This window comes from Priestia sp. ST2 (assembly GCF_055810735.1).
In genome coordinates, this window is sequence record NZ_JBVVNT010000003.1 from 358689 (window position 1) to 372444 (window position 13756).

Below are 13756 nucleotides of genomic sequence, written 5' to 3' on the forward strand. Positions count from 1 at the left end.
ATGCTCCTGGGTGGCTCACCTCTTCCCCTTTTCCCCCAGAAGTCTTCATCTTGCCCTCCAACCAGTAGCTAGAAGCACCTACATACATGAAACCTACGTCCAACATAACCATGAAAAGATCTGAACGAAGTTGGATTCTCTATCAAGAATCTCCATTCATCGTTCGGATCTTCCTGCAACGAAAATACTTTTTTCACAGCCTCATTACGTATATACCAAAATCAACTTCAGGATTCACTTACCGTAGCTTTTAAAGTAGCTGCCAACACCACAAGTTCTTCTATAGATGCTAACTCCTCCTGTGAAGCCGCAGCTACTTCTTCAGCATAAGCAGCTGCTTGTTTAGCAACATCTGAAAGGCCCATGACAGACTCCATTACCTTGAACGAATACCCATCAATCTCTCCTGTTGCCTTTGTCATTTTGTTCATTTGTTCTTGAGCAGCAAAAACATCTTCCATGATTGTGGAAAATTGTTCATTTACATCTTCGACAGTGGCAATACCAAGTGTGACTTCTTCTGTATTGACTTCCATGTTTTGATAAGCCTGCTTTGCCTGCGCTTCAATTTCTTGTAACAGATGACTGATTTGTATAGCGGACGTTTTAGATTCTTCCGCTAGCTTACGTACTTCTCCTGCTACTACAGCAAAGCCTTTTCCATGTTCCCCAGCTCTTGCAGCTTCAATAGCAGCATTAAGTGCAAGAAGATTTGTTTGTTCAGCAATTCTTGTAATCGTGTCAATAATTCGTCCAATCTCTGTAGAACGATCTTCGAGTCCCTTTACTTCACTAGTGGATATCTTAACTGATTCATAGATTTTATTCATTTGGTCCGTCACCTCTTTCACCGAAACATTTCCAGTGGAAGCATGTTCAGAGGCTCTGTTCATTGATTGCTGTACCCTTGAAGAATGATCAGTCATTTTCTGAAGGAGCTTGGCCATATCCACCATAGCTTGCTCGGTTTCAACCACATTTAGCAACTGCTTATCAGAACCCGCAGCAATTTCTTGAATCGACATCGTAACTTCTGTCACAGCTGTTTTTGTTTCCTCCATGCTTGCAAACAGTTGCTCTGAGGAATGACTGACCGTGCTCTTTGTTTTACTTATTTTCTGACGCAGCATTCTCATGTGAATCATCATTTCATTAAATGAAGATATGAGTGTACTAATCTCATTTTTCCCTTTCAAAGGAGCAAGATCTACAGATAAATCACCGTTTGAAATCCCTTTCATTGTTTTTGACAAATTTTCAACCGCAATTATGTAGCGACGTATGATAAAATAGAACACGGTAGTTGTAAAAGAAACAAACAGAAATGTAATCACTAGCGTAATCGAAGCTGCTTGCTCTTGTTTCACAATAAGATAATAATTTGTTACTTCAATTACAGTAGATGTTATGGCCATCATGGCTGCAATCATACATAGCATTTTCATGCGTAAACTTTGAAAAGCTTTTTTCATTTTTTCATCCCCTATACAATCTAAAGACATAGAATGTCTAATCTATATTAGTAGTATCGGCATATTTTTATATTTTTTTGTAAAAACTAAAGAAGAATTGAAACAATTATTATTGGCGCTTTTCCACTAAATATTGGAATACATTTCATTCTGCAAGGCGCTGCAACAGCAGTTGATAACTGTCTGATTATTCTTTCATTTGACCAAACTCTACCTTTGCTTATAAAATGAAGATTTGTAGAAAGGAGTACGAAAAATTTTATGTATACGTATCAAACAGGCAATCAAACAATTGACTACAAAATTGAAGTCGTTCCAAATAGAACCGATATCACGGTGCAAATTTGTGACAAAGAAGGGGTAAAAGTTATTATCCCAAGAGGTCTTAATGAAAACAATGTGCGTTCAATCATCGCACGCAAAGCAACATGGATTTTAAAACAACTAAACGGTTCACAGCCAGCTGAGGAAAAGCCAGCTGCTCCAAAGAAAGAAGCAGTAAAAAAAGAAACAGCTAAAAAAGAGGCTCCTAAAGCAGCAGCTTCTGCAGCTAAAACTGGTTCTTTTGAAGAGGGAGACAAATTCCCTTACCTAGGACGTCAATACCGCTTAAACATCGTTCGTGGAGACGTAGCAAAGGCTGAAATGACATTCCGTGCAAAATTCATTGCTACAGTACCTGAAAGCTGGAACGAGCAGCAAACAAATGAAGGTATTGGACAACTGTTAACAGAATGGTACCAAGGCCGCGCAGGTGAAAAATTCCAAGAAGCTTTGAAATCTGTTAAAAAAACTGCAGACAATGCTCCTGAATCTGTTAAGTGGGACGAGTTAGGTGAAGAATACGCTACGACTCAAGATAATACAATCGTATTAAACTGGCGTTTGCTAACAGCTCCTCTTGCAACAATTGAATATGTCATTGCTTCTCAATTTACAAATGCAGATGAGTTATTCGAAGATGCAGCTGAACGCAAACAGTGGTTAAGCGATAACACCCTAAACGCATTTTAAGTTTATACATAAAAAAAGCACGCGGCGAACGCGTGCTTTTTTTATTTGGATAGAAGTACCCGAATAATCTCACTGCTCAAAAATTAGTTAACCTGATAGGTTCATTCAAGCGCAGTTTATAAACCAATATATAATATACATGTTTAAAGTTTTATTAATCTAATTTTAAAAGCAGTAAGTAAGAATAAACTGATTCTATAAAAAACTGCTTTCTATCCTTTTAATACTTTAAACGCTTCTCTTACTTTTCGTGCAAAATCTAACGGTGGTTCTACGGATTCAAAATGCATATACATTGCTCTCGGCTCTTCAAATAGCCAATGGTTGTGAACGGCCGTAACCTTAATGTCCCTTTTTCTAAGCTCCGTTAATAATGGATTTACCTCTTCTTGCAAAAGCACGGTTTCACCTAGATTTAGCGCTCTTCCCTTGCTATCTAAATCTTCAAAAGTAAAAAATTGAGGAGTAACTAACGGAGAGCGTGTTGGACGCCCTAAAATTTTAAAACGAATTGTCCGAAACTTTTGTACCAAACAAACGCCATTTTCATCTAAACTGCCTTGTCCACCTAGAATTCTCGCAAACTCCTGACATAGACTCTTTTTATTTTCCCAACTCATTATGCTGACTTCCTCTCTTGTAATAACTTGTCCTACCTTAATAAATATATGTGAAAGTTATCAAGTAGAAACGGCAAACACACAGGAAAACTACCCATTTTATAAATCCTGATTATCAAAAGTCATATTTATTTTTCTTTGTTCATATCAATAGCATGTATTTTTGAATTTAACTAAACAGAGAAATTTAGATGTCCATTTAAAAAATTTACTTAAACAGTTTTTTAAAATTGAATTTATAGGGGGAAGTAAAATGAAAAAAATAGGCAAAGATGATTTTATTTCGGGGTTTGTTCCTCATCATAATCATGGCTCAGTGGACTACACTTCTGTTGCGTCAGGACATGTCCATCAGTGCCTCGATGTAACGTCTCCTCCAATTCAAAGCGAGGATGGAAGCCACATTCACTATACAGAAGGCTATGTTGTTTTTGAAGACGGACATACACATCATTACAAAGCCTACTCTGGTCCCGCTATTCCCATTGGCAACGGTATGCATGTTCACTATTATGACTTTTATACCAGCGAAGACAACCAGCATCGGCATCATGTCAAAGGTGTAGACCATCCTGCTCCAGGCGATAGATAATGAAATAGTTTAATGCAATTAAGCCAAAGTCTCAGCTTCTGGACTGATTTTCATCTTGTGTTTATACCCCTTTATTAACAGTGAGACCTTTAATAGATAAAGGTCTCTTTGTGCATATATGAGTTAAATGCCAGTCTCTCCCTCTGCTTAAGCAAAAAAGGATACGCGAGCTCTTTATTCCAAAAGTTCGACATACCAGGTCTTTGGACATGTCAAAGTTTCTACACCAATCGATATATTGTGTTTTAAAAGAAAGATATATATAATCAAGAAAATGTTTGATTTTGTTTAAATGTGGATACGTATACCTATAAGCAAGATAACAAACACTTAAGATGAGTGGTTACGCTATAAAAGTTGTAATGACCATGTAAAGAAAGGAAGTGCAGCTTATGAAAGGACAGAGCTTTTTTATTTTAGGACTTATATTTGCTCTTATCATTGCTGTTTTAGCTGTAATTAACAACGATCCTGTACAATTTAACTATGTATTTGGTTCACAAAAATGGCCTCTTATTTTAATTATCTTAACAACGGCCGTGTTTGGAGGAGTTGTTGCTGCTTCATTGAGCTTTGTAAAAATTGTTCAACTAAGGGGACAAGTGAAACAGAAAAACAAGCGAATTGCTGAGCTGGAAGAAGAAATCAAGCAGCATAAGCCTGTTGAGCCTGTTGTGGAAGAAGAACCAAATCAACCAGCTACTCGAACTGAGCGCGCTCAGTTATAATAAAGAAGAGCCGTTATTCCCTAGAATAACGGCTCTTTTCATTTTTTGCTCCCTCATGCATATTTTTGGCATACACGCATAAACAGATAGATATGGAAAACTTTAGTTCTGAATGGTACAATCAACACTGTTATATCTCTATGAAAAACTTAAATTGACAGTCTTACCGTTAAGAAGGTGTTCATCCATTATGGTCAATAAAAAAATAAAGCGTGAAATTCTTACATACATAAGCGTCATCCTCGGCACCGTTTTGCTTTCTGTTGTCGTTCAGCACTATTGGTTTCAGCCCTACACTGTAAAAGGCGATTCTATGAAGCCTATTTTGCACGAAGGCAATCGAATTATTATTAACAAACACAGCAAGCTGGGGCGCTTTGACATTGTCGTTTTGCAAGCTCCCTATAGCAGTGATTTTCTAGTAAAGCGCATCGTCGGCTTACCAGGAGAAACGGTCGAATACAAAGATGATGTTCTGTATATAAATAACAAAGTCAAAAAAGAACCGCATCTTCATAAATATTTATCCAAAGTGCCCGCTTACGAGCGATTTACTGAAAATTTTTCCACGTACGAACTGTCTCAAGACGGCACGATACCCGATGGATACGTATTAGTGCTAGGTGACAACAGACGCATTAGCCGAGATGGCAGACATTTCGGCCTCACTCCGATTTCTTCGATCATGGGAGAAGTCAATATGAAATACTGGCCTTTAAAGGAAATGACTCTTATGCATTAACACATAAAAAAGAAAGCTCAAAAGTGAGCTTTCTTTTTATTTTGGATTTTCCTTGTTTTCTACATGCTGTTCTTCTGCAAATTCTGTGTCATACGCTAGTTTTCGCTTAAAAGCGGGACGCGTTCTCGCCGTATGTTTCGTTTCAATATGGTTGAATAAGTAGCGGTGAACAAAAACCTCGGCAAATGTAATAATAGCTGCAGAAATAATACTTCCCCAAGCAATTTGAACGTAGCTGTCTAATAACAATGTTCCAAAAATCCATACGCTCATATAGGTTAGAACAAATTCAACAATAATGGCATCACGGTTGCCCACTCGAGGCAGTACAATTCGATCCACTACTAAATATGTCACAACTGTCGTTAGCAAGCTAAAGGAAATAATGTCTCCGATGGTTGCATCAAAAAACAAATCAAGGCCTATACCAAACGCAATAAGTGCCGCTGCAAATTTAATGAGCAATAATGTTGCATGATTCATATTTGAACCCTCCTTTTTCTATATTAATTTGAACAAAAATAGGGAAATTAATACCTTTTTTGCCAAGAAGGGTATAATATAGGCAAAGCCAGTACGCTTGAGGCTGCTCGAGCGTACAAGAATGATTTGGGAGATGTTGTAATGATTGTACTAGAAAATAGCAAAATGAAAGTAAGTATTCAAAAAAAAGGAGCGGAAGTTGTAGAAGTATTTCATAAAGAAAAAGACCTGCAGTTCATGTGGAGCGGAGACCCCGCTTATTGGGGACGAGTATCCCCCGTATTGTTTCCAATCGTAGGCCGATTAAAAAATGATCAGTATACCGTTGATCAGCGCGAATACTCTTTGCCACAGCACGGTTTTTTACGTGATTCTGCTTTCAGCGTGATCGAACAAACAAACGAAACGGCACGGCTGCAATTTGCTACAAACGGCCGCTTTAAAGACGTATATCCGTTTGAATGTTCAGTTGAAATCAGCTACCGTCTGGAAAATAACCGATTAACTTTTCAGTGGAAAGTAGTGAACGAAGATAAAGACGATATGTATTTTTCAATTGGAGCCCACCCTGCTTTTCGTATTCCGTTACGTGAAAACGAGCAGATTTCTGATTACTTTTTAGAAATAGAGCCTTCTGAAACTACGCCGAAGGAATTTATATTAAAAGACGCTCTTATTCATGAAAAAGGAGCTGCAGAAAATTTGCATCAGCTGCCGCTAAGCGCAGATTTATTTGCAAATGATGCGCTAATTTTTAGTCATATTGACGGAATTACGATTAAATCGCCGGTTAATGAAAATCAAATTAACGTTCAGTTTAATGATTTCCCGTATGTCGGTATTTGGTCAAAGTATGATGCAGAAAATCATACAATCGCTCCTTTTCTCTGTATCGAACCTTGGTTTGGAATTGCAGATACGCATGATCACAACGGAAATTTCAAAGAAAAATTAGGCATCAACCGTTTATCAAAAGACGGTGTATTTCAAACAGAATTCTCTGTTTCCTTTAGTTGATGCAACAAACACATAACATAACAAAATCAATCCAATCTTAAGACGAACAAATGGGATACATGAGCTGGACTGCTTGTTACACCGCTGTTGATTTCCGTGCAAGACTTCGCTTTCCGCGGGCGGCTGTTGAGCCTCCTCGTCGCTTACGCTCTGCGGGGTCTCACCTATTCCGCTTTTCCCGCAGGAGTCTTCTCCTTGCCCTCCAATCAACAGCTAGAAGCAGTTAAATAGATTAAGCCTGCGTTCACCATAACAATAAAAAGCTCCGAACGATTACTCGTTCGGAGCTTTCTTCAACTAAACTACTTTTGTTCCTGCTTCTTTTTACATTAGTTATTTACAACATCGCTATTTTTTAGCGCATGGACTTGTTCTATTAGCTTCTGAACATATTCTTCGCTGAGTACACCTGTTGCCCCTCGAATAATTTCAGTCGAATAATGATCCGGAGGTGCGACTTCTTTTTCTTTATTTAACACAAAAAAAGTAAGAACATGATCCACCATCTTACCTTCATGCTCGACAGAAATAATAGCAGGACGATAGCCATTATTATCTACGCCTTCTCTGCCATACAGGTACGTAATTGCTTCAGGCGGCACGCGGTACAGTTTGCCTTCAACGACTCCGCCTTCTTCCACCATATCTGCACGTCCTCCGTCATGAATAACGTGGTTATATCGAAGCGTATAGCCTTTAAAAACAGCTCTGCCGAGACAGTCCTGGAAATGCTGATCCACCCCGTGCTTAATAAAACGATCGTTATCCATACATGAACCGTAAGCAAAATACAGCATACCTTCTAATAAATCTTCTTTCCACACGCGCCAGTTTCCGCTCGGGATAAATTCGTGCAGCAGCGAACGATCGCTTGCCACATACACAACGGCTTCAAATTCACCTTGGTCCGTTTCAACCGTTTGCACAACTTTATCATATTCATTATCTTTATGACCTTCATGAATGTACCCTTCTAATTCATCAAGAGCCTTCCACATAAGCTGATCGGTCACTTCATATACTTCTCCGTATACACTATGTTCACTGTCAATATCAAGCATAGGATAGCCTTGCTTTGTGTCATATAATTTCCCTTTCGTTTTTGCCTGCTTGGCAATAGGGCGCGCATGATGCAGCAATCCGTGATTACCTTCTCCTTCAAGAAGCGTTCCGTATACAAATAAATAATTGCACATACTCCTTATTCCCCCTCTTTCTCTTCATAAAGCTCTAGCGGTAACCCGTCCGGATCAGCAAAAAAAGTGAATTTTTTTCCCGTTAGTTCATCTACCCTAATAGGTTCCACATCAATCCCTTGCTGCTCTAGTTCACGCTTGGAATCCTCTACGCTTTCAACGGCAAAAGCTAAATGGCGTAAGCCGCACGCTTCAGGTCTTGAAGGACGCTGTGGCGGATCTGGAAACGAGAACAACTCAATTTGATAGCCAGGAGCTACTTCTAAATCTAGTTTATATGAATCTCTTTCTTTTCTATATGTTTCTTCTATAATCTTGCATCCTAACACATTTACATAAAAAGCTTTTGAACGTTCATAATTACTTCCTATAATGGCTACGTGGTGCATTCGTTTTAAATTCATTTCATTCTCCCATAAAAACCCTTTTCTAATCATCCTACACAAAATGCCGGCAAACATCAAATAATTACGTTATCACCTTTGACTAGAGTGATAAAAGTCACGGACATAGAGCCTTATAACGAGTAACATAACAACGAGGTGAATAACATGATTTCGTTAACATTTAAAGCAAGAATTGACCGAACTCAAAATTTAGATTCGTTAAAAGAAGAAGCTGCTATTATGCACCGTATTGCTGATCAGCTATCTCCAATGAGCCCTGAGTTCATAGATTATACTGAACGTATTCAATATGTGTATGAACGCATGCACATTATCGTACGTCATCCTACTAAAAAACTCGCTTAATATAAGCGAGTTTTTTTATAAAATCTTTGTCAAACTACCTTATTTTGAGATATACTGAATGCTAATAAAAAAATGAAACTTTTTGATCTTACGCGCGTATACTTAATTACGATAGGATAAAAGATAAATAGTTACGCAGATAAAAACCATCACGTGATGGTTGACATAGTTAAAGGAGGTGGTATTCTGATGGGGTTGCGACATACAAAATTGGCGAACTTGCAGAGATGGCACATGTAACGAAACGCACGGTTGACTATTATACCAACATTGGTTTGTTAAAAGCAGAACGCTCTGCTTCTAACTATCGCTTTTATAACGAAGAAGCGCTGAAACGTCTTTACTTAATTGAAAAATTAAAAAGCGAAGGCCGTTCTCTTGAAGAGATTTCTTCTCTATTTTCTATAGAGCAATCCGAGAATAGCCACTCCAAAGACGAATTAGCATCCAAATTTTACGTACTAAACGACAGTTTAAAAGAAGTTGCACCGCTTATGGAAAAGCTTAATGAAGAAGATCGAAAAGTAATGATGAATCGGCTCTCACCAGAAAGCGTCACTCTTTTGCACTCTTTACTGCTGCTGCTGTCGTAAATTTATTATTTACAGGAGGTGTTTACTTACTTTATAGCATTATAAAGTAAGTATATTCATTGATAACCATTAACTTAATTATTTTTGCGATTTTAATTGTACTCACTGCTTTTTTCGTTGCTTCAGAGTTTGCAATTGTGAAGCTTCGTAGTTCACGGGTAGATCAACTTGTTGCTGAAGGAAAAAAAGGAGCGAATGCGGTTAAAACCGTGACGACACACTTAGATGAGTATTTATCTGCGTGTCAGCTTGGTATTACGATTACTGCTTTAGGACTCGGTTGGTTGGGAGAACCGACTGTTGCGAAGATTGTAGAACCCCTGTTTGAAAAAATGGGTGTTGCTGCATCTTTAACACATATTCTTTCATTCATTATCGCATTTGCGCTTGTAACGTTTGTTCACGTAGTCGTTGGTGAATTAGCGCCAAAAACATTTGCGATTCAAAAAGCTGAAACAGTTACGTTATTGTTTGCTCGTCCGTTAATTTTATTCTATAAAATTATGTTCCCCTTCATTTGGTTACTAAATGGTTCTGCCCGTTTATTAACTGGAATGTTTGGATTAAAGCCAGCTTCAGAGCATGAACTTGCGCACAGTGAAGAAGAGCTGCGCATTATTTTATCAGAAAGTTTTAAAGGCGGGGAAATTAACCAGTCTGAATATAAGTACGTGAACAACATTTTCGAATTCGATAACCGTGTTGCTCGCGAAATCATGGTACCAAGAACAGAAATTTCAGCTGTTTCTGAAGACGACAGCATTGAAGATTTCTTAAAGCTTGCTGTAGAAGATCGCTACACTCGTTACCCTGTTACCGTTGACGGAGACAAAGATAACATTATCGGCTTAGTCAACGTCAAAGAGATTCTAAACGATGTCGTAATTAACGATGCGTTAAAAAAGCAAAGCGTGAAGCTTTATATGAATCCTATTATTCAAGTAATTGAAACCGTAGCGATTCAAGACCTATTGCGCTCGATGCAAAAGAAACGTACGCATATGGCTGTGTTGATTGACGAGTACGGCGGTACGGCTGGTATCGTTACCGTTGAAGATATTTTAGAAGAAATCGTTGGAGAAATTCGAGATGAGTTTGATACAGATGAAAAGCCGCTTGTTCAAAAAATCAGCGATCAGCACTTTGTCTTTAACTCAAAAGTACTGCTTGAAGAAGTTAACGAAGTCCTTCATATCGAAATTGAAAACGACGATATCGATACAATTGGCGGCTGGATGCTAATGCAAAATATCGATATCCAGGAAAGCGAATCGTTCAAACTTTTCGGATACGAGTTTATTGCAAAAGAAATGGACGGTCACCAAATGAAAGAAGTAGAAGTACGTGCCCTTCCTGAAGAAGAACGCGTGCAGCCTGAAAGTCATTCACCAGAACAAGAAGTTACACAAGCATAATAGAAAGAGCCGCTTCTTCATGAAGCGGCTCTTTTTTATCATTACTTTATCTTAATCATGCAGCAGCTTATACACAACGTTCTCTTCTGCCTCTTCCCCAGTCTTTTCCTTCGCTTGGTCCATCGTGCCGACAAATTCCAGCTTTCCTTCCTTTAAGACCGCAAACCGATGACACACGTCTAATATTTCATTCAAATCATGGGTAATATAGATAATCGTCTTTCCTTTTGCCGCCAGCTGTTTAATATAACGAATGATCTCAAGCTTGGACTGCAAATCAATTCCGACTGTCGGCTCGTCCATTAACAAAACGGACGGTTCATGGATAAGTGAAACGGCTATGTTTAACTTTCGCTTCATGCCTCCTGATAAATTTTTCACTTTTTCCTTCCATCTTCCTTCGAGCTGTACAGCTGAGCAAAGAGACTGAAGCTGTTCATTCGACAGAGAGCGTGAAGTCATTTTGCTCCACATTTTCATGTTTTCTTTTACACTAAGCTCTTCCCACAGCGCTATGTCCTGTGGAACGTAGCCAATGACTTCTCGAATTGCTTTTTGATTTTTCTTAAGCGATAAGCCTCCAATCGTGACATTCCCGCTTGAAGGAGCCGTAATGGTAGACAAAATAGACAGAAGCGTCGACTTACCAGCGCCGTTTGGTCCTAAAAGACCGATGACTTCTCCACTTTCTACGGTCAGGGTAACATTTGCTAACGACCGTTTTTTTCCGTATGTTTTGCTAACATTGTTAATTTCAATCATTTGATGCTCCTCACATTCCACACTATTTTAAACGCGCACAAACATATACATGCAATGGAAACAGCTATCTCTTTCCAAATGAACGTAAGCGGCAGTGCATGCTGATACAGAAGCAGATGCTGCGGAAGCCACTGACTTATTCTTTCAATCGTTGCAGAAAGCTCTCCTACAGGGAAAAAGCTCCCCCCTATTATACTGAGTCCTGTGACCATAACAACGCTGATCATATAATAAGATCCAACTCGCTGGCTTTCACTTGCAAGCCACGTGCTAAAAGCAACGCACACAATCACATAGATACACATATACAGCAGCGCACCGTAAGACTCTACTCCATAAAGCCATTTAAATAGAGCAAAGCTTATGAGAGCTTGAAGCACGTATAGCACAGCATAAGCGGCGCTGACGCTTCGAATATAACCGTAAAGTCCTTTTTGCATCGTTTTCATTCGTTTGAAAAGGTGCCTCCGCTCTTTAATCATCCAATCTGATGTGAGGCAGCAAAGTAAAAGCGTAAAGAATCCCCATAGCGGCACGTATCCGGTCACTTGAGCGCTCCCTTGCTTCGTATGCTTCGTTCCTTGCGCCTCGTAATAAATTGTCATCAGCGGCTTTGGCTTCCACTGGTTATCGGTATAACGATACGCTTCTTTCCATAAATCCGGTCCTGCATGAATGTTATAAACTTTATATAAAAAACGCACTTCATTTGCCGCTTTAATATTTGTCGTTAACCTTGTCACTTCACTCGCCACGACTTCTCGAACCGCTTCTGTGGCAACGGAAGAAGGCAGCGTGAGCAAATCAATGACTCCTTGATAATTCCCCGCTTCTACTTCTTGTTGAAATCCGTTAGGAAACATAAAAATGCTGTCAATTTTATTTTTGGCCAGCTGCTTTCTCGCTTGTTCTTCGTTCAGAGAAAGAAACTGAATTTCTGTTGTTTTCTGTAGTCGATTGATCACTTGTTTAGACATTTGGCTGTGATCTTGATCGACAAGAGCAACGGGTATTTTTGAATCACTTTGTACTTTTGCTAAAAACGAGCTGCTAATAATCGTTCCTATTAAAGGTAAAAAGAAAATCATGATAACAAGCATAGGGCGCTTCAGCTGCTGCTTTATTTTTTCACTGATCATTTTCTCCACCGCCTTTGCAGCGTCATCACGTAGAAAACAGCAATAACAAAACTTCCCGCTGCCGTAATGAGAATAGGCTTAAGGTAAAGAAAAGCTTCGTTTGTGTTATATCCATCAAATTCATAAAATAACAGCTCCAAGACTCTGGTGTTGAGTGACCATTTCTGAAAACCACTCGCCCAGTCCGGTAAATAGACGACCGGCACAACATGTCCACTTAAAATCGCACTCAGCAAAATAAACAGCAAACCGGCTATTTGATAAGCTTTTTGTGATAAAAAAAGAACCCGAAGCAGTAAAAACAAACATAAAAAAGCAAACAAGCTTCCGCTTACCCCTAAAAAAAGCTCTCCGTACGTACCGGTTACAGGCAGTTTTAGTCCTTTAATGAGGCTGCCAAACAAAAAGACAGAGACGGGTAGCAAAAGAATATACAGAGCCGTCAGCTGCGCTAAATAAATGTGAACAAATGATACACCTCTTGTTTTCATTCGAGCCAGCACGGGAGAAGTCTGCGTTTCACTAGCAAGCAGCCATCCGCCGTAGCTCCAAATCATAAGCAGCAAAGCAGCAAAAGACAGGACATAATATTGCTTCATATCCTGCTGAAAGAAACTCGTTTCTATTTGTTCATCAAATAAACTTCCTCGATCTAACACGTGAAGCCCAAACGTCACCAAGCTCTTCTTAAACTCTGCGTGTCTATTTTCATCGGAAACATTTTCTTTTTCTAAAAAGGCATCAACCGTATTAATACCGCTTTGAGCAGCTGATGTGTAGTCGGCTGCACTTTCCATCACATAGCGAAACAGCTGTGACTGAAGCGGCTTATTGCTATTCCCAATGACGTGTAAAGGCTGATTTTTCCCATGAGCAATATCGTGACTAAAACCTTTTGGCAGCGTCACAATGGCTGCCACTTTATTTTTCTGCAGCAGCTGTTTAGCTTTCTGTTCATTCGTGTAAAGAGGCTTCATGATCTTGCGAAGCTTACCTTCAGTCAGCTGTTCGATGACGTACTTCGTTTGTGCAGTATCATCTTTATCCACAATTGCCACGGGGAACCGATTTACTCTCTCCTCACCTTGCATGGTCTGACTAATAATGATCCCTGCTCCAAGTAAAAACAGAGCAGGGATCATTATTAGCAGTATGAGAGATTTTATATTTTTCAATAGAGCTTTACATGTAAAAAGAGTCAAAGAGAAATATATCTTCATCTGCTTTGCAC

The 13756-nt window shown here is 39.1% G+C and carries 16 protein-coding genes; 8 read left to right on the forward strand and 8 right to left on the reverse strand.

What is annotated here, in order from left to right; all coding sequences use genetic code 11:
- Window positions 1–227 precede the first annotated feature (227 nt).
- Window positions 228–1472, reverse strand: a complete 1245-nt coding sequence (locus tag AC0KUU_RS14315) for a methyl-accepting chemotaxis protein (protein ID WP_322551851.1) — start codon at window positions 1470–1472, stop codon at window positions 228–230.
- A gap of 261 nt (window positions 1473–1733) precedes the next feature.
- On the opposite strand from AC0KUU_RS14315, the gene AC0KUU_RS14320 reads away from it, so the two are divergent.
- Window positions 1734–2486 carry a M48 family metallopeptidase gene (locus tag AC0KUU_RS14320; protein ID WP_043979736.1) on the forward strand — a complete coding sequence of 251 codons (753 nt, stop codon included), beginning with the start codon at window positions 1734–1736 and terminating at the stop codon, window positions 2484–2486.
- A 212-nt stretch (window positions 2487–2698) separates the two neighbouring features.
- Here AC0KUU_RS14320 and AC0KUU_RS14325 read toward each other — a convergent pair whose 3' ends face one another.
- Window positions 2699–3106: a DUF1259 domain-containing protein gene (locus AC0KUU_RS14325; protein ID WP_025749486.1), complete on the reverse strand. Its 408-nt coding sequence runs from the start codon at window positions 3104–3106 to the stop codon at window positions 2699–2701.
- Window positions 3107–3359: 253 nt separating this feature from the next.
- Here AC0KUU_RS14325 and AC0KUU_RS14330 point away from each other — a divergent pair, with 253 nt between their 5' ends.
- The 3 genes from AC0KUU_RS14330 to lepB all read left to right on the forward strand — a co-directional run bounded on the left by AC0KUU_RS14330 (window position 3360) and on the right by lepB (window position 5168).
- Window positions 3360–3698 (forward strand): YmaF family protein, encoded by a 339-nt coding sequence (locus AC0KUU_RS14330; RefSeq protein ID WP_013055902.1) that lies wholly within the window; start codon window positions 3360–3362, stop codon window positions 3696–3698.
- A gap of 392 nt (window positions 3699–4090) precedes the next feature.
- On the forward strand, window positions 4091–4426 hold the full coding sequence (locus AC0KUU_RS14335) for a LapA family protein (RefSeq protein ID WP_014461129.1): 336 nt from the start codon (window positions 4091–4093) through the stop codon (window positions 4424–4426).
- A 190-nt stretch (window positions 4427–4616) separates the two neighbouring features.
- Entirely contained in the window at window positions 4617–5168 is a 552-nt protein-coding gene (gene lepB / locus AC0KUU_RS14340) for a signal peptidase I (RefSeq protein ID WP_043979738.1), read from the forward strand.
- Window positions 5169–5204: 36 nt separating this feature from the next.
- On the opposite strand, the gene AC0KUU_RS14345 is transcribed toward lepB, so the two are convergent.
- On the reverse strand, window positions 5205–5651 hold the full coding sequence (locus tag AC0KUU_RS14345; RefSeq protein ID WP_016763336.1) for a YndM family protein: 447 nt from the start codon (window positions 5649–5651) through the stop codon (window positions 5205–5207).
- A gap of 141 nt (window positions 5652–5792) precedes the next feature.
- On the opposite strand from AC0KUU_RS14345, the gene AC0KUU_RS14350 reads away from it, so the two are divergent.
- Window positions 5793–6668 carry an aldose 1-epimerase family protein gene (locus AC0KUU_RS14350; RefSeq protein ID WP_340597800.1) on the forward strand — a complete coding sequence of 292 codons (876 nt, stop codon included), beginning with the start codon at window positions 5793–5795 and terminating at the stop codon, window positions 6666–6668.
- A gap of 329 nt (window positions 6669–6997) precedes the next feature.
- Here AC0KUU_RS14350 and AC0KUU_RS14355 read toward each other — a convergent pair whose 3' ends face one another.
- The gene (locus AC0KUU_RS14355; RefSeq protein ID WP_043979742.1) at window positions 6998–7864 is read right to left on the reverse strand and encodes a gamma-glutamylcyclotransferase family protein; all 867 of its coding nucleotides are present in this window, start codon (window positions 7862–7864) and stop codon (window positions 6998–7000) included.
- Between the two features lie 5 nt (window positions 7865–7869).
- Window positions 7870–8268: an SMU1112c/YaeR family gloxylase I-like metalloprotein gene (gene gloA2 / locus AC0KUU_RS14360; protein WP_340597802.1), complete on the reverse strand. Its 399-nt coding sequence runs from the start codon at window positions 8266–8268 to the stop codon at window positions 7870–7872.
- Window positions 8269–8415: 147 nt separating this feature from the next.
- Between gloA2 and AC0KUU_RS14365 the strand changes: the two genes are divergently transcribed.
- The 3 genes from AC0KUU_RS14365 (at window position 8416) to AC0KUU_RS14375 (ending at window position 10624) form a co-directional block, all read left to right on the forward strand.
- Window positions 8416–8616, forward strand: a complete 201-nt coding sequence (locus AC0KUU_RS14365; RefSeq protein WP_013082164.1) for a hypothetical protein — start codon at window positions 8416–8418, stop codon at window positions 8614–8616.
- Window positions 8617–8843: 227 nt separating this feature from the next.
- On the forward strand, window positions 8844–9209 hold the full coding sequence (locus AC0KUU_RS14370; protein WP_013055894.1) for a MerR family transcriptional regulator: 366 nt from the start codon (window positions 8844–8846) through the stop codon (window positions 9207–9209).
- A gap of 59 nt (window positions 9210–9268) precedes the next feature.
- Window positions 9269–10624 carry a hemolysin family protein gene (locus AC0KUU_RS14375; RefSeq protein WP_013082163.1) on the forward strand — a complete coding sequence of 452 codons (1356 nt, stop codon included), beginning with the start codon at window positions 9269–9271 and terminating at the stop codon, window positions 10622–10624.
- Window positions 10625–10675: 51 nt separating this feature from the next.
- Here AC0KUU_RS14375 and AC0KUU_RS14380 read toward each other — a convergent pair whose 3' ends face one another.
- Genes AC0KUU_RS14380 through AC0KUU_RS14390 form a run of 3 tightly spaced genes read right to left on the reverse strand, consistent with a single transcriptional unit; the run spans window position 10676 to window position 13745 of the window.
- Window positions 10676–11386, reverse strand: coding sequence for an ABC transporter ATP-binding protein (locus AC0KUU_RS14380; RefSeq protein WP_013055892.1), 711 nt, complete (start codon window positions 11384–11386; stop codon window positions 10676–10678).
- Window positions 11383–12525 carry an ABC transporter permease gene (locus AC0KUU_RS14385; RefSeq protein ID WP_340597805.1) on the reverse strand — a complete coding sequence of 381 codons (1143 nt, stop codon included), beginning with the start codon at window positions 12523–12525 and terminating at the stop codon, window positions 11383–11385. The genes AC0KUU_RS14380 and AC0KUU_RS14385 overlap by 4 nt, the downstream gene beginning before the upstream one ends.
- Window positions 12522–13745 carry an ABC transporter permease gene (locus AC0KUU_RS14390; protein ID WP_340597807.1) on the reverse strand — a complete coding sequence of 408 codons (1224 nt, stop codon included), beginning with the start codon at window positions 13743–13745 and terminating at the stop codon, window positions 12522–12524. The genes AC0KUU_RS14385 and AC0KUU_RS14390 overlap by 4 nt, the downstream gene beginning before the upstream one ends.
- Window positions 13746–13756: the final 11 nt, after the last annotated feature.